Origin of the sequence: Castellaniella defragrans (genome assembly GCF_014203015.1) — a bacterium.
Lineage (GTDB): Bacteria > Pseudomonadota > Gammaproteobacteria > Burkholderiales > Burkholderiaceae_B > Castellaniella > Castellaniella defragrans.
Genome location: NZ_JACHIB010000024.1, coordinates 1 through 20,551 on the forward strand (window position 1 = coordinate 1; position 20,551 = coordinate 20,551).

At 66.2% G+C, this 20,551-nt stretch carries 17 protein-coding genes and 1 tRNA gene; 17 read left to right on the top strand and 1 reads right to left on the bottom strand.

Features of this window, described 5'->3' with window-relative positions; genetic code table 11:
• The 13 genes from HNR28_RS16885 to HNR28_RS16940 all read left to right on the top strand — a co-directional run.
• Positions 1 to 129, top strand: a 129-nt coding sequence (locus HNR28_RS16885; protein WP_457912209.1) for an EF-Tu C-terminal domain-related protein, incomplete at its 5' end; no start/stop codon positions are given.
• Between the two features lie 84 nt (positions 130 to 213).
• Positions 214 to 289 (top strand) — tRNA-Trp (locus tag HNR28_RS16890).
• Between the two features lie 40 nt (positions 290 to 329).
• A complete protein-coding gene (gene secE / locus HNR28_RS16895; RefSeq protein WP_151023872.1) occupies positions 330 to 710 on the top strand; it encodes a preprotein translocase subunit SecE in 381 nt (126 codons plus the stop codon).
• A gap of 14 nt (positions 711 to 724) precedes the next feature.
• A complete protein-coding gene (gene nusG, locus HNR28_RS16900; protein WP_043679083.1) occupies positions 725 to 1,258 on the top strand; it encodes a transcription termination/antitermination protein NusG in 534 nt (177 codons plus the stop codon).
• A 213-nt stretch (positions 1,259 to 1,471) separates the two neighbouring features.
• Positions 1,472 to 1,906, top strand: a complete 435-nt coding sequence (gene rplK / locus HNR28_RS16905; RefSeq protein WP_043679080.1) for a 50S ribosomal protein L11 — start codon at positions 1,472 to 1,474, stop codon at positions 1,904 to 1,906.
• A 2-nt stretch (positions 1,907 to 1,908) separates the two neighbouring features.
• Positions 1,909 to 2,604 carry a 50S ribosomal protein L1 gene (gene rplA, locus HNR28_RS16910; RefSeq protein WP_043679077.1) on the top strand — a complete coding sequence of 232 codons (696 nt, stop codon included), beginning with the start codon at positions 1,909 to 1,911 and terminating at the stop codon, positions 2,602 to 2,604.
• Between the two features lie 226 nt (positions 2,605 to 2,830).
• Positions 2,831 to 3,355, top strand: coding sequence for a 50S ribosomal protein L10 (gene rplJ, locus HNR28_RS16915; protein WP_043679074.1), 525 nt, complete (start codon positions 2,831 to 2,833; stop codon positions 3,353 to 3,355).
• 76 nt (positions 3,356 to 3,431) lie between these two features.
• Complete coding sequence (gene rplL / locus HNR28_RS16920) at positions 3,432 to 3,812, top strand: 50S ribosomal protein L7/L12 (protein ID WP_043679071.1); 381 nt, start codon at positions 3,432 to 3,434, stop codon at positions 3,810 to 3,812.
• A 206-nt stretch (positions 3,813 to 4,018) separates the two neighbouring features.
• Positions 4,019 to 8,131, top strand: a complete 4,113-nt coding sequence (gene rpoB, locus HNR28_RS16925; protein WP_151023871.1) for a DNA-directed RNA polymerase subunit beta — start codon at positions 4,019 to 4,021, stop codon at positions 8,129 to 8,131.
• Positions 8,131 to 12,393, top strand: a complete 4,263-nt coding sequence (rpoC, locus tag HNR28_RS16930; RefSeq protein ID WP_151023870.1) for a DNA-directed RNA polymerase subunit beta' — start codon at positions 8,131 to 8,133, stop codon at positions 12,391 to 12,393. The genes rpoB and rpoC overlap by 1 nt, the downstream gene beginning before the upstream one ends.
• A gap of 553 nt (positions 12,394 to 12,946) precedes the next feature.
• Entirely contained in the window at positions 12,947 to 13,114 is a 168-nt protein-coding gene (locus HNR28_RS16935; RefSeq protein WP_170288411.1) for a hypothetical protein, read from the top strand.
• Between the two features lie 80 nt (positions 13,115 to 13,194).
• Entirely contained in the window at positions 13,195 to 13,317 is a 123-nt protein-coding gene (locus HNR28_RS18735; RefSeq protein ID WP_280528051.1) for a hypothetical protein, read from the top strand.
• Positions 13,318 to 13,327: 10 nt separating this feature from the next.
• Complete coding sequence (locus HNR28_RS16940) at positions 13,328 to 14,497, top strand: acyl-CoA dehydrogenase family protein (protein WP_151023869.1); 1,170 nt, start codon at positions 13,328 to 13,330, stop codon at positions 14,495 to 14,497.
• Between the two features lie 104 nt (positions 14,498 to 14,601).
• Here HNR28_RS16940 and HNR28_RS16945 read toward each other — a convergent pair whose 3' ends face one another.
• On the bottom strand, positions 14,602 to 15,414 hold the full coding sequence (locus tag HNR28_RS16945; RefSeq protein ID WP_151023868.1) for a sugar phosphate isomerase/epimerase family protein: 813 nt from the start codon (positions 15,412 to 15,414) through the stop codon (positions 14,602 to 14,604).
• 169 nt (positions 15,415 to 15,583) lie between these two features.
• Here HNR28_RS16945 and aroE point away from each other — a divergent pair, with 169 nt between their 5' ends.
• The 4 genes from aroE (at position 15,584) to HNR28_RS16965 (ending at position 20,537) form a co-directional block, all read left to right on the top strand.
• Positions 15,584 to 16,393 (top strand): shikimate dehydrogenase, encoded by an 810-nt coding sequence (gene aroE / locus HNR28_RS16950; protein ID WP_043679059.1) that lies wholly within the window; start codon positions 15,584 to 15,586, stop codon positions 16,391 to 16,393.
• A gap of 319 nt (positions 16,394 to 16,712) precedes the next feature.
• Positions 16,713 to 17,915 carry a CaiB/BaiF CoA transferase family protein gene (locus HNR28_RS16955; protein ID WP_151023867.1) on the top strand — a complete coding sequence of 401 codons (1,203 nt, stop codon included), beginning with the start codon at positions 16,713 to 16,715 and terminating at the stop codon, positions 17,913 to 17,915.
• 14 nt (positions 17,916 to 17,929) lie between these two features.
• Positions 17,930 to 18,754, top strand: coding sequence for a citryl-CoA lyase (locus tag HNR28_RS16960; RefSeq protein WP_043679053.1), 825 nt, complete (start codon positions 17,930 to 17,932; stop codon positions 18,752 to 18,754).
• A 22-nt stretch (positions 18,755 to 18,776) separates the two neighbouring features.
• A complete protein-coding gene (locus HNR28_RS16965) occupies positions 18,777 to 20,537 on the top strand; it encodes a thiamine pyrophosphate-binding protein (RefSeq protein ID WP_151023866.1) in 1,761 nt (586 codons plus the stop codon).
• The last annotated feature ends 14 nt before the right edge of the window (positions 20,538 to 20,551 follow it).

Genomic DNA, 20,551 nt, shown 5'->3' on the forward strand with positions numbered 1-20,551 from the left:
CCGGGCGACAACGTGTCGATGACGGTGAGCCTGATTGCGCCGATCGCCATGGAAGAGGGGCTGCGCTTTGCCATCCGCGAAGGCGGCCGTACCGTGGGCGCCGGCGTCGTCGCCAAAATCATCAAGTAATTCTGTAGTACAATGGTGGGCTGGTCGCCCACCAACGCTTTTCAAAAAACGGGGGTGCGGCAGCGCCACCGTTTTTCGAGGTTTAGGGGTATAGCTCAATTGGCAGAGCGTCGGTCTCCAAAACCGAAGGTTGAGGGTTCGATTCCTTCTGCCCCTGCCACCGATCTCATTGCCGCAGCAGCGGCGTCGAACACCCGTATATGTCTCACCAGAACGTAGAAACCGTCAGCCGCGCCGCCGAACGCATCAAGCTCGGCCTGGCCGTGCTCGTGATCGTTGCGGGTATCGTGGCGTATTCGGTGTTCGTGGACCAGCCCGGCTACGTGCGCGTAGGCGCCTTCGTCGCCGGCCTGATCCTGGCCGCGGTCATCGTCTGGTTCAGCGACACCGGCCGGCGCACTCTCGCCTTCGGCCGCGAATCGTACAACGAAACGCGCCGCGTCGTCTGGCCCACGCGCCAGGAAACCACGCGCATGACCGCGATCGTGTTCGCCTTCGTGCTGGCCATGGGCGCTCTGCTGTGGATCGCCGACAAGCTGCTGGGCTGGGTCATCTACGGCCTGCTGCTGGGCTGGAACTAAGGAACGAAAACCGCATGAGCAAGCGCTGGTACGTCGTCCATGTCTATTCGGGCATGGAAAAAAGCGTCCACAAGGCCCTGGTCGAACGCATCGAGCGCGCCGGGCTGCAGGACGCCTTCGGCCGCATTCTCGTGCCTTCCGAGGAAGTCGTCGAAATCAAGGACGGCCGCAAGTCGATTTCCGAGCGCCGCATCTTCCCGGGCTACGTCCTGGTCGAAATGGACCTCACCGACGAGACCTGGCACCTGGTGAAGAGCACCAACCGCGTCACGGGCTTCCTCGGGGGTTCCGGCAACCGTCCCGCGCCCATCTCCGAAAAGGAAGTCGAAAAGATCCTTTCCCAGATGGAAGAAGGCGTGGAAAAACCGCGTCCCAAGGTCCTCTTCGAGATCGGCGAGACCGTCCGCGTCAAGGAAGGCCCGTTCGCCGACTTCAACGGCAGCGTCGAGGAAGTCAACTACGAGAAAAGCAAGGTCCGCGTGTCGGTCACGATCTTCGGTCGTGCCACCCCGGTCGAGCTCGATTTCAGTCAGGTCGAAAAGGTCTGATTTTTTACCGCCAGGCCACGCCCACGGTAAAGCGTCCCCCAGAGGGCAAGCAGAACCCGGAGCAGTCCCCCCGGACCGCCGCCGGGCCTGACGAGCCGGGGCAGCGGACACGCTGTCCGGGGATGCGCGCCGGAAGGCGCGGCGTGGAGGCATTTTAACCCGGGGAGCCCGTCCCATCAGGCGGCGGGCGCAATCACCCGACAGGAGCATCGCATGGCGAAGAAAATCGTCGGCTTCATCAAGCTGCAAGTGCCAGCTGGTAAGGCCAATCCCTCACCCCCGATCGGTCCGGCGCTGGGTCAGCGCGGTCTGAACATCATGGAATTCTGCAAGGCGTTCAACGCCAAGACCCAGGGCCTGGAGCCCGGTCTGCCGATCCCCGTGGTGATCACCGCCTTCGCCGACAAGAGCTTCACGTTCATCATGAAGACTCCGCCGGCCACGATCCTGATCAAGAAGGCCGCGAGCGTCCAGAAGGGCTCCGCGACGCCCAATTCGGCCAAGGTCGGCACGCTCACGCGCGCCCAGGCCGAGGAAATCGCCAAGACCAAGCAGCCCGACCTGACGGCGGCCGATCTGGACGCCGCCGTGCGCACCATCGCCGGCAGCGCCCGCAGCATGGGCATCGATGTGGAAGGAGTCGTCTGATCATGGCCAAGCTGAGCAAACGCGTCGCCGCCATCGCGGCCAAGATTGATCGCACCAAGCTGTATCCGGTGGCCGAAGCCATCGCGCTGGTCAAGGAAACCGCCACCGCCAAGTTCGACGAGTCCATCGACGTCGCCGTGCAGCTGGGCATCGACCCCAAGAAGTCCGACCAGCTGGTCCGCGGCTCCGTGGTGCTGCCCGCCGGCACCGGCAAGTCCGTGCGCGTCGCCGTCTTCGCCCAGGGCGAGAAGGCCGAGGCCGCCAAGGCCGCCGGCGCCGACATCGTCGGCCTGGACGACCTGGCCGCCAGCATCAAGGCCGGCAACATCGACTTCGACGTGGTCATCGCCTCGCCCGACACGATGCGCGTCGTCGGCGCCCTGGGCCAGGTCCTGGGCCCGCGCGGCCTGATGCCGAACCCCAAGGTCGGCACCGTCACGCCCGACGTCGCCACCGCCGTCAAGAACGCCAAGGCCGGCCAGGTGCAGTACCGCACCGACAAGGCGGGGATCATCCACGCCACCATCGGCCGCGCGTCCTTCGACGTCGAAAAGCTGCAGACCAACCTGGCCGCGCTGATCGACGCCCTGAACAAGGCCCGCCCCGCGGCGGCCAAGGGCATCTATCTGCGCAAGGTCGCCGTGTCCTCCACCATGGGTGGCGGCGCGCGCGTCGAATTGGCATCGCTGGCCTCGTAAGGCCGGCCAACAGAACTTTGGGCTGCGCCCGATCGGAAACGAGAGGGCGCCGCTGTCAAAGACCGCTGGAGCCGATCGCCTCCCGGCGTGACGCTTAATCCCGGGCCGTACCGCCGGATCCAGCGTAGACGGCGCCCAGGAAGAATTCATTCATGAACTCGACCAGGCGCGCCGCATTCGGTTGATGCCGGGGATTTCCCGGCGTCGTTAGATGGAGTGTTCAACCATGAGTCTCAATCGCCAAGAAAAGGCGGTCGTCATCGAGGAAGTCTCGGCCGAAGTCGGCCGCGCCCAATCGATCATCGTCGCCGAGTACCGTGGTCTGGACGTCGCCTCCGTAACCGTATTGCGCAAGACTGCGCGTGAATCGGGCGTGTACCTGCGCGTGTTGAAGAACACGCTGGTACGCCGCGCGCTGGCCGGCACCCCCTTCGAGGGTCTGTCCGCCCAGCTCACCGGTCCGCTGATCTATGGGATCAGCGCCGACCCGGTGGCGGCCGCCAAGGTCCTGGCCGATTTCGCGAAAAGCAATGACAAGCTGGTCATCACAGGCGGGGCCCTGCCCAACAGCCTGCTGAGCCAGGATGGCGTGAAGGCCCTGGCCACCATGCCGTCCCGCGAGGAACTGCTGTCGAAGCTGCTGGGCACCATGCAGGCGCCCATCGCTCAGTTTGTGCGTACGCTCAACGAAGTGCCCACGAAGTTCGTGCGCGGCCTGGCGGCCGTGCGCGACCAGAAGCAGGCCGCGTAAGCGGTCCGCCGGCATCCCTTCGTTGCTGGAAGCGACACCAAACCTGGCATATTCAATCATCTGGAGTTCTTAAAAAATGGCAACTAAAGCTGAAATCCTGGACGCGATCGCCGCCATGAGCGTGCTCGAACTGTCCGAGCTGATCAAGGAAATGGAAGAGAAGTTCGGCGTGTCCGCCGCTGCGGCCGCTGTCGCCGTGGCTGCCGCCCCGGCCGCTGGTGGCGCTGCCGCCGCCGCCGAAGAGCAGACCGAGTTCACGGTCGTCCTGGCCGAAGTCGGCGCCAACAAGGTCAACGTCATCAAGGCCGTGCGCGAAATCACCGGCCTGGGCCTGAAGGAAGCCAAGGACCTGGTCGACGGCGCGCCGAAGCCCGTCAAGGAAGGCGTCGACAAGGCCACGGCCGACGATGCGAAGAAGAAGCTGGAAGAAGCCGGCGCCAAGGTCGAACTCAAGTAAGACCTCATCGCCGCGCCCGGGAAGCCCGGGGAAGCGCCGGATGGCCGTTTTCGGACCCGTCGGGCGCTTTCCAAAGCCTCCCGGGCTTTTGCGTTTCCAGAAAACCCGCGTTCGATGCCCCGCCGCATCACGCCGAGCCGGGTTTTCCGGAGTCGTAAACCATGGCCGTGGTTGACGGCCTAAGCAACCCTCGAGTCGGAGTGCTCATGCCTTATTCGTACACCGAAAAGAAGCGCATACGCAAAAGCTTCGCCAAGCGCGAGGACGTCCAGGACGTTCCCTACCTGCTGGCGACGCAACTGCAATCGTTCAAGACCTTCCTGCAGGCGGACGTCCCCCCCTCCCAGCGCAAGGAAGAAGGACTGCAGGCGGCCTTCAATTCGATCTTTCCAATCGTCAGCCACAATCAGATGGCGCGGCTGGAATTCGTCAGCTACGTGCTGGGCACTCCCGTGTTCGACGTCAAGGAATGCCAGCAGCGCGGCCTGACCTACGCCTCGCCGCTGCGCGCCAAGGTGCGCCTGGTGCTGATGGACCGCGAGGTCAGCAAGCCCACGGTCAAGGAAGTCAAGGAACAGGAAGTCTACATGGGCGAGATCCCGCTCATGACCGACACCGGTTCCTTCGTCATCAACGGCACGGAACGCGTCATCGTGTCCCAGCTGCACCGCTCGCCGGGCGTGTTCTTCGAGCATGACCGCGGCAAGACCCACAGCTCGGGCAAGCTGCTGTTCTCCGCGCGCGTGATTCCCTACCGCGGCTCGTGGCTGGACTTCGAGTTCGATCCCAAGGACATCCTGTTCTTCCGCATCGACCGCCGCCGCAAGATGGCGGTGACGATCCTGCTGAAGGCCATCGGCATGACGCCGGAGGCCATCCTGGCCTATTTCTCCAGCTTCGACCACATCGCCCTCCACCAGGAAGGCGGCATGCTCGAATTCGTGCCCGAGCGCTGGAAGGGCGAGATCGCGCGCTTCGACATCGCCGACAAGAAGGGCAACGTCATCGTCGAGAAGGACAAGCGCATCAATGCCAAGCACCTGCGCGACCTGACCGCCGCCAAGGTGGACCACATCTCGGTGCCCGAGGACTTCCTGCTGGGCCGCGTCCTGGCCAAGAACGTCGTCAACCCCGACACCGGCGAGATCCTGGCGCAGGCCAACGACGAGATCACCGAATCCGTGCTGGCCGAATTCCGCGCGGCGGGCATCCGCGACATCGAGACGCTCTACATCAACGAGCTGAACGAGGGCGCCTACATCTCCCAGACCCTGCGCACCGACGACACCGCCGACCAGATGGCCGCGCGCGTGGCCATCTACCGCATGATGCGTCCCGGCGAGCCGCCCACCGAGGAAGCCGTCGAAGCCCTGTTCCAGCGCCTGTTCTACTCCGAGGAAACCTACGACCTGTCGCGCGTCGGCCGGATGAAGGTCAACAGCCGCCTGGGCCGCGACGCCGGCAACACCGGCCCGCTGACCCTGACCAACGAGGACATCCTCGACACCATCAAGCTGCTGGTGGAACTGCGCAACGGCCGTGGCCAGATCGACGACATCGACCACCTGGGCAACCGCCGCGTGCGCTGCGTGGGCGAACTGGCCGAGAACCAGTTCCGCGCCGGCCTGGTGCGCGTCGAGCGCGCCGTCAAGGAACGTCTCGGCCAGGCCGAGACCGAAAACCTGATGCCGCACGACCTGATCAATTCCAAGCCGATCTCGGCCGCGATCAAGGAATTCTTCGGCTCCAGCCAGCTGTCCCAGTTCATGGACCAGACCAACCCGCTGTCGGAGATCACGCACAAGCGGCGCGTCTCCGCCCTGGGACCGGGCGGCCTGACGCGCGAGCGCGCCGGCTTCGAGGTGCGCGACGTGCACCCGACCCACTACGGCCGCGTCTGCCCGATCGAAACCCCGGAAGGCCCGAACATCGGCCTGATCAACTCCCTGGCCCTGTACGCGCGCCTGAACGAGTACGGCTTCCTGGAAACGCCCTACCGCAAGATCGTCGACGGCAAGGTCTCCGACCAGATCGAATACCTGTCGGCCATCGAGGAAAGCAAGTACGTCATCGCCCAGGCCAACGCGGTGCTGGACGAGGAAGGCCGCTTCGTCGATGACCTGGTCGCCTGCCGCGAGGCCGGCGAAACCATGCTGACCGCCCCGGCCAACGTCCACTACATGGACGTCGCGCCGTCGCAGATCGTGTCGGTCGCCGCCTCGCTGATCCCCTTCCTGGAGCACGACGACGCCAACCGGGCCCTGATGGGCGCCAACATGCAGCGCCAGGCCGTGCCCTGCCTGCGGCCCGAAAAGCCGCTGGTCGGCACCGGCATCGAGCGCACCGTGGCGGTGGACTCGGGCACGACCGTGCAGGCCGTGCGCGGCGGGATCGTGGACTTCGTCGACGCCGACCGCGTGGTGATCCGCGTGAACGACGACGAGAACGTCGCCGGCGAAGTCGGCGTGGACATCTACAACCTGAAGAAGTACACCCGTTCCAACCAGAACACCAACATCAACCAGCGGCCCATCGTCTCGCGCGGCGACCTGGTGGCGCGCGGCGACGTGCTCGCCGACGGCGCCTCCAGCGACCTGGGCGAACTGGCCCTGGGGCAGAACATGCTGATCGCGTTCATGCCCTGGAACGGCTACAACTTCGAGGACTCGGTGCTGATCTCCGAGCGCGTCGTCGCCGACGACCGCTACACCTCGATCCACATCGAAGAGCTCACCGTGGTCGCCCGCGACACCAAGCTCGGACCCGAGGAAATCACGCGCGACATCTCCAACCTGGCCGAAGTCCAGCTCAACCGCCTGGACGATTCCGGGATCGTGCACATCGGCGCCGAAGTGCGCGCCGACGACGTGCTGGTCGGCAAGGTCACGCCCAAGGGCGAGACCCAGCTCACCCCGGAAGAAAAGCTGCTGCGCGCGATCTTCGGCGAGAAGGCCTCCGACGTGAAGGACACCTCGCTGCGCGTGCCCTCCGGCATGGTCGGCACCGTCATCGACGTGCAGGTCTTCACCCGCGAAGGCATCGAGCGCGACAAGCGCGCCCAGTCCATCATCGACGACGAACTGCGCCGCTACCGCCAGGACCTGAACGACCAGCTGCGCATCGTCGAGAACGACGCCTTCGACCGCCTGCGCAAGAACCTGGTCGGCAAGACCGCCAACGGCGGCCCGCGCAAGCTGGCCAAGAACACCGAGCTGACGGCCGAGTACCTGGACGAGCTGGACCGCTGGCAGTGGTTCGACATCCGTCTGGCCGACGAGGAAGCCGCCGTCGCCCTGGAGCAGGTCAAGGACGCCCTGGAGCAGAAGCGCCACCAGTTCGACCTGGCCTTCGAGGAAAAGCGCAAGAAGCTCACGCAGGGCGACGAGCTGCCCCCGGGCGTGCTGAAGATGATCAAGGTCTACCTGGCCGTCAAGCGCCGCCTGCAGCCGGGCGACAAGATGGCCGGCCGCCACGGCAACAAGGGCGTGGTCTCGCGCATCACCCCGGTCGAGGACATGCCCCACATGGCCGACGGCACTCCCGTGGACATCGTGCTCAACCCGCTGGGCGTGCCCTCGCGGATGAACATCGGCCAGGTGCTGGAAGTCCACCTGGGCTGGGCCGCCAAGGGCCTGGGCCAGCGCATCGCCGACATGCTCGACGACGAGCGCGGCATCCAGGTCAAGGCCGTGCGCAAGAAGCTGGAAACCGTCTACAACGCCTGCGGCGGCTCGGTCAAGCTCGAACAGCTGACCGACGACGAGGTGCTGACGCTGGCCGCCAACCTGCGCAAGGGGGTGCCCCTGGCCACGCCGGTGTTCGACGGCGCGACCGAGGAAGACATCACCCGCATGCTGGAAATCGCCTACCCGGACGAGGTCGCCGAGCGCCTGAAGCTCACCAGCGGCCGCACCCAGGCCTGGCTGACCGACGGCCGCACCGGCGAGCAGTTCGAGCGTCCCGTGACCGTGGGCTACATGCACTTCCTCAAGCTGCACCACCTGGTGGACGACAAGATGCACGCGCGTTCCACCGGTCCGTACTCCCTGGTGACCCAGCAGCCGCTGGGCGGCAAGGCGCAGTTCGGCGGCCAGCGCTTCGGGGAAATGGAAGTCTGGGCCCTGGAAGCCTACGGCGCCTCCTACACCCTGCAGGAAATGCTGACGGTGAAGTCCGACGACATCACGGGCCGGACCAAGGTCTACGAGAACATCGTCAAGGGCGATCACGTGATCGACGCGGGCATGCCCGAATCGTTCAACGTGCTGGTCAAGGAAATTCGATCCCTGTCCCTGGACATGGATCTGGAGCGTAAATAATGAAAGCGCTACTCGATCTCTTCAAGCAAGTCTCCCAGGACGAGCAATTCGACGCCATCCGCATCGGGATCGCCTCGCCGGAAAAGATCCGTTCGTGGTCCTTCGGCGAAGTGCGCAAGCCCGAGACCATCAACTACCGCACCTTCAAGCCCGAGCGCGACGGCCTGTTCTGCGCCAAGATCTTCGGCCCGATCAAGGACTACGAGTGCCTGTGCGGCAAGTACAAGCGCCTGAAGCACCGCGGCGTGATCTGCGAGAAGTGCGGCGTCGAGGTCACGGTGGCCAAGGTGCGCCGCGAGCGCATGGGCCACATCGAGCTGGCCAGCCCGGTGGCGCACATCTGGTTCCTGAAGTCCCTGCCCTCGCGCCTGGGCATGGTGCTCGACATGACGCTGCGCGACATCGAGCGCGTGCTCTACTTCGAGGCCTGGTGCGTGATCGAGCCGGGCATGACGCCGCTCAAGCGCGGCCAGATCATGTCCGACGACGACTACCTGGCCAAGACCGAGGAATACGGCGACGACTTCCACGCCCTGATGGGCGCCGAGGCCGTGCGTGAACTGCTGCGCAACATCGACATCGATTCCGAGGTCGAAAAGCTGCGCGCGGAACTCAAGGCCACCGGTTCCGACGCCAAGATCAAGAAGATCTCCAAGCGCCTGAAGGTTCTGGAAGGCTTCCAGAAGTCCGGCATCAAGCCCGACTGGATGATCATGGAAGTGCTGCCGGTGCTGCCGCCGGACCTGCGTCCGCTGGTGCCGCTGGACGGCGGGCGCTTCGCCACGTCCGACCTGAACGACCTCTACCGCCGCGTCATCAACCGCAACAACCGCCTCAAGCGCCTGCTGGAACTGAAGGCGCCGGACATCATCCTGCGCAACGAAAAGCGCATGCTGCAGGAAGCCGTCGATTCGCTGCTGGACAACGGCCGCCGCGGCAAGGCCATGACCGGCGCCAACAAGCGCCAGCTCAAGTCCCTGGCCGACATGATCAAGGGCAAGAGCGGCCGCTTCCGCCAGAACCTGCTGGGCAAGCGCGTCGACTACTCCGGCCGTTCCGTGATCGTGGTGGGTCCGCAGCTGCGCCTGCACCAGTGCGGCCTGCCCAAGCTGATGGCGCTGGAGCTGTTCAAGCCCTTCATCTTCAACCGCCTGGAAATGATGGGCCTGGCCACCACCATCAAGGCGGCCAAGAAGCTGGTCGAGAGCCAGGAGCCGGTGGTCTGGGACATCCTCGAAGAGGTCATCCGCGAACACCCGGTGATGCTCAACCGCGCGCCCACGCTGCACCGCCTGGGCATCCAGGCCTTCGAGCCGCAACTGATCGAAGGCAAGGCCATCCAGCTGCACCCGCTGGTCTGCGCGGCCTTCAACGCCGACTTCGACGGCGACCAGATGGCCGTGCACGTGCCCCTGTCGCTGGAAGCCCAGCTGGAAGCCCGCACCCTGATGCTGGCCTCCAACAACGTCCTGTTCCCGGCCAACGGCGAACCGGCCATCGTGCCGTCCCAGGACATCGTGCTGGGCCTGTACTACGCCACGCGCGAGCGCGTCAACGGCAAGGGCGAGGGCATGTTCCTGGCCGACCTGGCCGAGGTGCAGCGCGCCTACGACAACCACGAGGTCGAGCTGCAGACGCGCATCACCACCCGCCTGCCCGAGTACGTCAAGGACGAGAACGGCGAATGGAAGGCCGTGGTCGGCCGCTTCCAGACCACCGTGGGCCGCGCCCTGCTGTCCGAGATCCTGCCCCATGGCCTGCCCTTCGCGGTGCTGAACAAGGCGCTGAAGAAGAAGGAAATCTCGCGCCTGATCAACCTGTCCTACCGCCGCTGCGGCCTGCGCGCCACGGTGATCTTCGCCGACAAGCTGATGCAGGCGGGCTTCCGCCTGGCCACGCGCGGCGGCGTGTCGATCGCCATGGGCGACATGGTCGTGCCCGACGTCAAGGGCGAAATCCTGGCCCAGGCCTCGAAAGAGGTCAAGGAAATCGACAAGCAGTATTCCTCCGGCCTGGTCACGGCGCAGGAACGCTACAACAACGTGGTGGACATCTGGGGCAAGGCCGGCGACCGCGTCGGCAAGGCCATGATGGAGCAGCTCTCCACCGAGCCGGTCATCGACCGCCACGGCAAGGAAACCCGCCAGGAATCGTTCAACTCCATCTACATGATGGCCGATTCCGGGGCCCGGGGCTCCGCCGCCCAGATCCGCCAGCTGGCGGGGATGCGCGGCCTGATGGCCAAGCCCGACGGCTCCATCATCGAGACCCCCATCACGGCGAACTTCCGTGAAGGCCTGAACGTGCTGCAGTACTTCATCTCGACCCACGGCGCGCGCAAGGGTCTGGCCGACACCGCCCTGAAGACCGCCAACTCGGGCTACCTGACCCGCCGCCTGGTGGACGTGACCCAGGACCTGGTCATCACCGAGGACGATTGCGGCACCTCGCACGGCTACGTGATGAAGGCCCTGGTGGAAGGCGGCGAAGTCATCGAGCCGCTGCGCGACCGCGTGCTGGGCCGCGTCACGGCCACCGACATCGTCAATCCCGACACCCAGGAAACCGTCATCCCGGCCGGCACCCTGCTGGACGAAAACCTGGTCGAGCTGCTCGACGAAGTGGGCGTGGACGAGGTCAAGATCCGCACCCCGCTCACCTGCGAGACCCGCCACGGCCTGTGCGCGCACTGCTACGGCCGCGACCTGGGCCGCGGTTCGCTGGTCAGCAAGGGCGAGGCCGTGGGCGTCATCGCCGCGCAGTCCATCGGCGAACCGGGCACGCAGCTGACGATGCGGACCTTCCACATCGGCGGCGCCGCCTCGCGCTCGGCCATGGCCAGCTCGGTCGAGACCAAGTCCGCCGGCACGGTGGGCTTCGCCATCGGCCTGCGCTACCTGACCAACGCCAAGGGCGACCGCATCGCCGTGTCCCGCTCCGGCGAGATCGTCATCTATGACGACAACCGCCGCGAGCGCGAACGCCACAAGGTGCCCTACGGCGCCACCATCGCCGTGGGCGACGGCGACGTGGTCAAGGCCGGCGCCAAGCTGGCCACCTGGGATCCGCTGACGCGCCCCATCGTGTCGGAATACACCGGCACGATCCGCTTCGCCAACATCGAGGAAGGCGTCACGGTGGCGCGCCAGGTGGACGAGATCACCGGCCTGTCCACGCTGGTCGTGATCACGCCCAAGACGCGCGGCACCAAGGGTGCCGCCGCGCGCCCGCAGATCCTGCTGCTCGACGAGCAGGGCCAGGAAATCAAGGTGGCCGGCACCGACCACGCGGTGGCGATCTCGCTGCCCGTGGGCGCGCTGATCACCGTGCGCGACGGCCAGTCCGTGGGCGTGGGCGATTTCCTCGCCCGGATTCCGCAGGAATCCCAGAAGACCCGCGACATCACCGGCGGTCTGCCGCGCGTGGCCGAGCTGTTCGAGGCCCGTTCGCCCAAGGACGCCGGCATGCTGGCCGAAGTCACCGGCACGGTTTCCTTCGGCAAGGACACCAAGGGCAAGCAGCGCCTGGTCATCACCGACATGGACGGCGTCAGCCACGAGTTCCTGATCTCCAAGGAAAAGCAGGTGCTGGTGCACGACGGCCAGGTGGTCAACAAGGGCGAGCTGATCGTCGACGGTCCGGCCGATCCGCACGACATCCTGCGCCTGCAGGGCATCGAGCCGCTGGCCTCCTACATCGTCAACGAGGTCCAGGACGTCTACCGCCTGCAAGGGGTGAAGATCAACGACAAGCACATCGAAGTGATCGTCCGCCAGATGCTGCGCCGCGTGAACATCACCAACTCCGGCGACACCAGCTTCATCACCGGCGAGCAGGTCGAGCGCTCCGAGCTGCTGAACGAGAACGACCGCATGGACGCCGAAGGCAAGATCCCGGCCACGTATGAAAACGTGCTGCTGGGCATCACCAAGGCGTCCCTGTCGACCGATTCGTTCATCTCGGCGGCGTCCTTCCAGGAAACCACCCGCGTGCTGACCGAGGCCGCCATCATGGGCAAGCGCGACGAGCTGCGCGGCCTGAAGGAAAACGTCATCGTGGGCCGCCTGATCCCGGCCGGCACGGGCATGTCCTACCACATCGCCCGCCACGAGAAGGAAGCCTTCGAGGCCGCCGAGCGCGCCGCGGCCCGCGAGCTGGCCAATCCGTTCGGCGAGCCGTCCGAGATGGCCCACGTGGGCTCCGATGAGTCCGATCCGGACGCCGCCGGCGCGGCCGACGGCGAGGCCCCGGCCGAGGAATAAGCACTTCGTCTTCTGCAGTCCTGATCAGCGGGACGCTTCTTCGGAGGCGTCCCGTTTTTTTTGGTGCGCCCAGCATGGGCGCACTCCTACGGGTGCAAGTCCCGTCGTAAGTGGATCACAGCGAATGAAGTGAAGCGCAACGTAAGCACCCGGCCAACCCGTCTTGAGCCCTGCAGGGGGCTTCCGATAGTGTCCACCATTTTTAGGTGGACACCATGCCGACGACAGAATTAGCCCTTGTACGCCAACGCCGGTCTTATCCGAAGGACATGAAGGCCCAGATTGTGGCTCAGTGCCGTCAAGACCATGTTCCAGGAGTTGCGCGCACTGGGGAGCGAGTGTCGCGGTGGCTCATCGCATGGCGGCCAATAGCCGTCGGTGGTGGCGCAACAGCGGCAAGCTCTTGAACAGCGTCCTGGACCTGGCTTGGTTCGATGCGCTGGGTTTACCTCGGATCTCTTGACCTCAACTTCTCGAACCGGCCGGTGCGGACCCGCATGCTGGGTGGTGTGGCAGGGGCGCAGTTCGTCGGAACTGTTCCCTATGCCGATCCATGTGCCTGCCGGCGCCGACAGCGGCCTGGGGCTGGCCCGCCTTCCAGCTCGTGCGCGCGCTGGGCGCGTGCAGCATCGCCATCGCCGGCAGTCGGGGCAAGGTGATCGGCGGCAAGAGCGTCTTGCACGCGCTCATCGCCGGTTCATCGCTTATCCACCATGATTGAAAATATCAATAAATCGAATTGCCTTCATTGCATGGACAATAAATAGACCGAAGTTCTATCTTGTAGGCAATTCCTTTCCGATGAAGAACATCGTCATGAAGCAGGTGGATTTCAAGCACTGCCATTACGAGGACTGCCATTACGAGGTCGACGGCCGTCAGAAAGTAACCGAAATCCTGCCGCCCCTGTCGGCAGGAAGATAAAGGATTGCACATGGATCTGAATCTCACGTCCGAGCAGGTGATGCTCGTCGATACCGTCCGGAAATTTGTCGAGCGGGAGCTGCTGCCGCTCGAAGAGGGGGTCGAGGAAAAAGGCTATCTGGAGCCGGAACTGGCGCGTGCCCTGTTCGAGAAATCGCGGGACAACGGCATGTACGCCATGAACATTCCGGAGGAGTTTGGCGGCGGCGGCCTGTCCGCGCTGGATACCATGCTGGTCGAGGAACAATTCGGCCATGCCAAGGATATCCTCATCCGGCGCGCTTTCGGCAATGTGTACGAGGTCCTGCTGGGCGCCAATGCCGTCCAGCGCGACCGCTGGCTGCTGCCGGCCGTGCAGGGCGAGCGGACCTGCTCCATCGCCATCACGGAACCCGGTGCGGGTTCCGACGCCGCCGCGATCCGGTCGCGGGCGATGCGGCGGGGCGATGGCTGGGCGCTCTCCGGCAGCAAGCATTTCATCAGTGACGGTGAGTTTTCGGACTTCTTCATCGTGTCCGCCGTGACCAATCCGGACGCCGGCTCACGCGGCATTTCGCTGTTCCTGGTGGACAAGAACCTGCCCGGTCTGGTGGTGGGCCGCAATCAGAAGATGATGGGCCTGACCGGCACCAGTCACGTCGAGCTGCATTTCGATGAAGTCCCGCTGGACGCGGACTGCCTGCTGGGCGCGGAAGGCTCCGGCTTCGGCCAGGTCCTGAAAACCCTGGGGCGGGTGCGCCTGGCCCAGGTGTGCGCGCGGGCGGTGGGCAAGGCCACCCGTCTGTTGAACATGATGGTGTCCTACGCCAGTGATCGTGAACAATTCGGCCAAGCCATCGGCGGTTTCCAGATGATCCAGCAGATGCTGGCCGATAGCGCCATCGAGATCAATGCCGCTCGTTGGCTGGTGTGGGATGCAGCCAGGGATATCGACAACGGCAAGGATCCGCGCGACAAGATTTCGATGGCTAAGGTCTATGCCTCGGAAATGCTGGGGCGTGTGGCCGACCGTGCGGTCCAGGTGCATGGGGGCATGGGCTATTGTGCTGATCTGCCCGTCGAACGCCTTTACCGCGATGCGCGGATCTTCCGTATTTTCGACGGCACCTCGGAAATCCACCGCAGCGTCATCGCCCGCAGTCTGGGCAAGCACGGCGAGGTCTTGTACGGCACGGCTTGAAACCGAAAGACACGCGCCGCTCAAATCGAAAAAGGCCTGATACAGGCCTTTTTCGTATGCCATATGCCGGCGCGGAGGGGCGCGGGCGATTTAGGGCACAGAACTTAGGCGGCCAGGTTCCCCAGGTAACGGCGCGCGCCTTCGATGCAGCGGCGAGCCCATGCCTCGTGGCCCAGGGCCTGCACTTGTTCATTATTGGGAATTTCGAGGGAGTAGGGAACGGCCGGCAGGGCGTCCAGGATTTGGCGGATGTCGAGGCCGCCTTCGCCCGGGACGAAGCGCTCGTCGCGTGCGGTGTGGATCAGTCCTTCGACGGTGTCGGGGATTTCGGCCGGCGCGTCGCAGACCTGGGCGAAGCGGAACCATTCGCGCGGCAGGGCGCGCAGGGCGTCCAGGCTGTCGCGCGAGCGGTCGAAGTGCAGCGTGTCGACGACGATGCCCGCGTTGGGGCGGCCGGCCGCGCGCACCACGTCCGCCGCGGCCTGGAGATTCGGGGTTTCCGTCCAGCTCGGGTATTCCAGGCCGATGGACAGGTCCAGCGGCCGGGCCATGTCGCACAGCCGCGCGAAGCGCGCCGTCGCCCGGGCGCGGTCGGGGTCCGGCAGCTGGGCCAGGATGTGCTGCGCGCCCAGTTCCGCCGCCGCGTCGAGGACGGCGGCATAGGCCTCGGGCTCGACCTCGGGCGGCATGCGGGCGAGTTCGATGTCCAGCACACGCACGCCGGTGTCCTTCAGCAGCGCCTTCACCTCGGCCATCATGGCCGGGTCGTCCTGCAGCGCGAAGACGTGCTCCGTGGGCGTGACGGCGGTCAGCCGCAGGCTGACGTAGTCGTAGCCGGTGCGGTGGGCGATGCGGATCATGTCCACGGGCGAACAGGTCAGCACCGTGAGGTGGGCAAGGGAGAACTGGAGAGCCATTGCGGGATCCTGAAAGCCGAAGTCCATTTAATATAGAACTATATTCTGATGTACGCAACAATAAAACGGAATCGGGTTCCGCCGATTCGCGTGCGGTACGCGGTCCAGGTTTACAGCGGCAACCCGGCACCGTATCCTTAGTCCCTTTTCGCTCCCCCAGGAGGCCGCGATGCCCGACCGTTATGCCGTCATCGGCAACCCGATAGCCCAATCCAGGTCTCCGGTCCTGCACACGGCTTTCGCGCGCCAGTTCGGCCACGATCTCCAGTACGAGAAGCTGCTCGCCACGCACGAGAATTTCGCCGAGACCGTGCGCCGGTTCATCGCCGAGGGCGGCAAGGGGATGAACGTCACGGCGCCGTTCAAGCTCGCTGCGCTGGAGTTCGCCGACACCCTGTCCGAGCGGGCGCGCGCCGCGCGCGCCATCAACACGCTCAAGTTCGGCCCCGAGGGCGTCCATGGCGACAACACCGACGGCGTCGGCCTGGTCAGCGACATCCGCGACCGCCTGGGGATCGCGCTGCGGGACCGGCGCATCCTCGTCATCGGCGCAGGCGGCGCGGCGCGCGGCATCCTGCAGCCGCTGCTCGAGACCGGTCCGGCCCATCTGCTGCTGGTCAACCGCACCGAACGCAAGGCCCACGAGCTGCTGGAGGCCTGCGGCGCCGCCGGCGTCACCGCGGCCGGTCCGCTGGACGCGGCGGCGGATGGCGCCTTCGACGTCGTGATCAACGCCACCTCGGCCAGCTTCGACGACGGCCGCCTGCCCCTGGGGCGTGGCACCTTCGCGCCCGGCGCCCTGGCCTACGACCTGGTGTATGGCCGCGGCGAAACAGCCTTCCTGCGCGATGCCCGGCGGCTGGGCGCGGCCCGGGTCTCGGACGGCCTGGGCATGCTGGTGGGGCAGGCGGCCGAATCCTACCGCCTCTGGTTCGGCTGCTGGCCCGACGTGGAGCCGGTCATGGCCCTGGTGCGCTAGGCGCGCCCCGGCCGCGGCGGCAATCCCGCGGCGCATCCTCCTTCTCCGTTCCGCCTCTCCGCTCCCGCGGGCTGCCGGGGGCTGCCCGCGTGCGCCCCGCAGCCACGCACCCGGGCATCGCGCGCCCGAGCACCAGCGCAGCCGGGCACCCGAGCAGCCGCGCCGGGCGCCGCCGGCCGGCTGCAGGGAACGGCGCGCTGGCATGCCGTCGCGCACTCCTCCAGGCAAAAGCCGATTCTATAAATCAGTTGCGACAAGCAGAATTCTGTTCTAAAGTTAGGCATGGCGATTCCATTATCAGCATGAGACGAGGAACAGAATGGCAAAGGCCCTCGCGGGTATCCGCGTACTGGATCTGACGAATGTCCTGGCAGGGCCGTTCTGCGCCTATCAGTTCGCGCTGCTCGGCGCCGAAGTGATCAAGGTTGAAGTGCCGGGCTCCGGGGATCTCGCCCGGCAGCTGGGCGCCGACCCGGAGCTGAACGGCCGCGGCATGGGGGCGTCCTTCCTCGCGCAGAACGGCGGCAAGCGCTCCATCACCCTGAACCTGAAATCCGCCGGCGGGCGCGAGGTCCTGCGCCGCCTGGTGGCCTCCGCGGACGCCCTGATCGAAAACTTCCGCCCCGGCGTGATGGATCGCCTGGGCGTGGGGTACGAGGCGCTCAAGGCGGTCAATCCGCGGCTGGTCTATTGCGCGATCTCCGGCTTCGGCCAGGACGGCCCCATGCGCCACGCGCCCGCCTACGATCAGATCGTCCAGGGGCTGTCGGGCGTGATGAGCATCACCGGCTCGGAAGAATCGGCGCCGCTGCGCGTGGGCTATCCCATGGCCGACACCATCGGCGGGATCACCGCCGCCTTCGCCGTGGCCAGCGCCCTGGTGCGCCAGCAGCGCACCGGCGAGGGCGATTTCATCGACGTGTCCATGCTGGATTCCGTCATCGTCACGATGGGCTGGGTGGTCTCTAACTACCTGATCGCCGGCGTGGAGCCCCGCCCCATGGGCAACGAGAACTTCACCGCCGTGCCTTCCGGCACCTTCAGGACGGGCGACGGCCCGCTGAACATCGCCGCCAACAAGCAGGAGCAGTTCGAGGCGCTGATGGACGTGATCGGCCGCCCCGAGCTCAAGACCGATGCGCGCTTCGCCGGACGCGAGAGCCGCAAGAAGAACCGCGCCGCGCTCACGGCCGAGATCGAGCGGGCCCTGTGCACGAAATCCGCCCGCGAATGGGAGGGCATCCTGTCGGGCATCGGCGTGCCCTCGGGGCGCGTCCTGAGCGTGCCGGATGCACTGGCCCATCCCCAGATCGCCGAGCGCGCGCTGCTGCGGCGGTTCGACGACGCGCCCGGCGTGGGCCGGCCGATCGAGCTGGTGCGGACCGGATTCAAGATGGCCGGCGGCAGCCCCGACGTCGAGGCGCCGCCGCCGGCCCTCGGCCAGGATACTGACCCGATCCTGGCGGAACTGGGCTACGGCCGGGACGAGATCGCGCGGCTGCGCGAGGAACACGTGGTATAGAAAGAGGACGAAACATGACGGCACAGCACGACGATCGCGTGGACCAGGCCAGCCGGTGGTGGTCCACCGACATCATCGACATCCACCCCGGCGAGATCCGCATCCGCGGCTATGCGATCCAGGACCTGATCGGCCGGATCGGCTTCCCGGAAATGATCTGGCTCATGCTGCGCGGCGAACTGCCCGGCAAGGCCCAGGCGGCGCTGCTCGAAGCCGCGCTGGTCTCCTCCGTGGACCACGGCCCGCATGCGCCTTCCATCGCCATTTCCCGCATGGCGATCAGCTGCGGCGTGGACCTGAACGGCGCCATGGGATCGGCGGTCAACGTGCTGGGCGACATCCACGGCGGCGCCGGCCAGCAATGCATGGAAATCTACCAGGACTGCGTGGCGCGCGCCGGGCGCGGCGAACCGCAGCCCGTGAAGGCCGCGCTGGACGCGTATCGGGCCGCGCACGGCAAGATCGTGCCCGGCTTCGGCCATCGCTTCCATCCGCGCGATCCGCGCGCCAAGCGGCTGCTGGCCCTGGTGGACGAGGCGGTCGCCCAGGGCGTCGTCTCGGGCGAATTCGCCCGCATCGGGCGCCAGGTCGAAGCCGTCCTGGAGCAGGAAAAGGGCCGCCACATCCCCATGAACATCGACGGCGCGACCGCGGTGATCTATTCCGAACTCGGCTTCGCGCCGGAACTGGGACGGGGGATCTTCATCCTCTCGCGCTCGGTCGGCATCCTCGCCCATGCCTGGGAGCAGATGCGCGAAGGCCGCCGGATCAAAGGCCCCATGCCGCCTTCCATCCCGTACGCCTACACCGGGCCGCGGCACGCCGAACTTCCCGAATGAACGGTCTCAGGAGACAGACACCATGCAAGAACTCATTTCCCGGCAACTGGTCCGCTACCTCGAAGAGCGCGGCGTCGAGCACGTCTTCGGCCTGTGCGGCCACACCAACATCGCGGTCCTGACGGAGCTGGGCAAGAGCTCCATCCGCTTCGTCAACACGCGCCACGAGCAGATCGCCGCGCACGCCGCCGACGGCTACGCGCGGATGAAGAAAAAGGCCGCCGTGGTCCTCAGCCACCTCGGGCCGGGCCTGACGAACGCCGCCACCGGCGTGGCGAACGCGGCCCTGGACTCCATCCCCATGGTCGTGATCGCGGGCGACGTCCCCAGCCACTACTACGGCAAGCATCCGCACCAGGAAATCAACCTGCACGCCGACGCCGCGCAATGGGAGGTCTACCGTCCCTTCGTGAAGCGCGCCTGGCGCGTCGAGCGTCCCGACCTGTTCCCCGAAATCGTCGAGAAGGCCTTCCAGCTGGCCGAAAGCGGCCGCCCGGGCCCGGTGCTGGTGTCCGTGCCGATGGACATCTTCTCCAAGGAAATCGACACCGCGCTGTTCGAGCGCCTGCGCCCGCACACCCGCCAGCTCGAAAAGCCGTCGCTGGACGAGGCCGTGGCGCGGCGCATCGTCCAGGCCCTGATCGACGCCGAGCGTCCCGTGATCTACGCGGGCGGCGGCATCCTGCTGGCCGATGCCGCGCAGGAACTCGAACAGCTGGTCGATCACCTGGGCATCCCGGTCGCCCATTCCCTCATGGGCAAGGGCGCGCTGCGCGACGACCACGACCTGACCCTGGGCATGACGGGCTTCTGGGGCACGCAGTTCGTCAACGACGCGTGCCGCACCGCGGACCTGGTGATCGGCCTGGGCACGCGCTTCGCCGAAGCCGACTGCAGCTCCTGGGACGACCGCTACACCTTCAGCTTCCCGCCCGCGCGCCTGATCCACATCGACATCGACCCGAGCGAGATCGGCCGCAACTATCCGGTCGAGATCGGCGCGGTCGCCGACCTGCGCCAGGCGCTGGTCGCGCTCAACCGGGTCGCGCGCGAGATGCTGCCCGCGGGCCGCCGCAACGAGGCCATGCGCGCGCGCATCGCCCGCTACCGCGAGGAATTCGCCGCCGGCAACGCGGCGCTCATCCGCGAGGACCGCTACCCCATGCAGCCCGAACGCATTCTGTCGGAAGTGCGCGAGGTCCTGCCGCGCGACGCCATCATCACCACCGACGTGGGCTGGAACAAGAACGGCGTGGGCCAGCAGTTCCCCGTCTACGTGCCGGGCAGCATCCTCACCCCCGGCGGCTATGCCACGATGGGCTTCGGCGCGCCCGGCGCCCTGGGCGCCAAGCTGGCCTGCCCGGACCGCGTGGTGGTGTCGCTGGTGGGCGATGGCGGCTTTGGCCAGAATCCCGCGCTGCTGGCGACCGCGGTCGAGGAGGACATCCCCGTCGTGTGGGTCGTGATGAACAACTGCGCCTTCGGCACCATCGCGGGCCTGCAGAAGGCGCACTACGGCACGACCACCGGCACGGTCTTCGCCAAGGACGGCCAGCCCTACACGCCGGACTACGCCGCCGTGGCCCGCGCCTACGGCGCCGAAGGCATCCGCATCCAGGACACCGCGGAATTCAAGGACGCGCTGGCGCGCGCCATCGCCAGCGGCAAGCCGTGCGTCATCGACGTGCTGATGCGCAACAATCCGGTGCCCACGTCCGGCCATTGGAATATTCTTGACATCTACTCGCCGAACGCAAAGATTTCCCACGTCAGCATAGATTGACACCAACTGTTCGA

What these genes read in the sequence shown, in the direction of transcription:
- secE (WP_151023872.1), top strand. Translation starts at nt 330, where the DNA reads ATGTCTCACCAGAACGTAGAAACCGTCAGCCGCGCCGCCGAACGCATC.
- nusG (WP_043679083.1), top strand. Translation starts at nt 725, where the DNA reads ATGAGCAAGCGCTGGTACGTCGTCCATGTCTATTCGGGCATGGAAAAA.
- rplK (WP_043679080.1), top strand. Translation starts at nt 1,472, where the DNA reads ATGGCGAAGAAAATCGTCGGCTTCATCAAGCTGCAAGTGCCAGCTGGT.
- rplA (WP_043679077.1), top strand. Translation starts at nt 1,909, where the DNA reads ATGGCCAAGCTGAGCAAACGCGTCGCCGCCATCGCGGCCAAGATTGAT.
- rplJ (WP_043679074.1), top strand. Translation starts at nt 2,831, where the DNA reads ATGAGTCTCAATCGCCAAGAAAAGGCGGTCGTCATCGAGGAAGTCTCG.
- rplL (WP_043679071.1), top strand. Translation starts at nt 3,432, where the DNA reads ATGGCAACTAAAGCTGAAATCCTGGACGCGATCGCCGCCATGAGCGTG.
- rpoB (WP_151023871.1), top strand. Translation starts at nt 4,019, where the DNA reads ATGCCTTATTCGTACACCGAAAAGAAGCGCATACGCAAAAGCTTCGCC.
- rpoC (WP_151023870.1), top strand. Translation starts at nt 8,131, where the DNA reads ATGAAAGCGCTACTCGATCTCTTCAAGCAAGTCTCCCAGGACGAGCAA.
- HNR28_RS16935 (WP_170288411.1), top strand. Translation starts at nt 12,947, where the DNA reads ATGTGCCTGCCGGCGCCGACAGCGGCCTGGGGCTGGCCCGCCTTCCAG.
- HNR28_RS18735 (WP_280528051.1), top strand. Translation starts at nt 13,195, where the DNA reads ATGAAGAACATCGTCATGAAGCAGGTGGATTTCAAGCACTGCCATTAC.
- HNR28_RS16940 (WP_151023869.1), top strand. Translation starts at nt 13,328, where the DNA reads ATGGATCTGAATCTCACGTCCGAGCAGGTGATGCTCGTCGATACCGTC.
- HNR28_RS16945 (WP_151023868.1), bottom strand. Translation starts at nt 15,414, where the DNA reads ATGGCTCTCCAGTTCTCCCTTGCCCACCTCACGGTGCTGACCTGTTCG.
- aroE (WP_043679059.1), top strand. Translation starts at nt 15,584, where the DNA reads ATGCCCGACCGTTATGCCGTCATCGGCAACCCGATAGCCCAATCCAGG.
- HNR28_RS16955 (WP_151023867.1), top strand. Translation starts at nt 16,713, where the DNA reads ATGGCAAAGGCCCTCGCGGGTATCCGCGTACTGGATCTGACGAATGTC.
- HNR28_RS16960 (WP_043679053.1), top strand. Translation starts at nt 17,930, where the DNA reads ATGACGGCACAGCACGACGATCGCGTGGACCAGGCCAGCCGGTGGTGG.
- HNR28_RS16965 (WP_151023866.1), top strand. Translation starts at nt 18,777, where the DNA reads ATGCAAGAACTCATTTCCCGGCAACTGGTCCGCTACCTCGAAGAGCGC.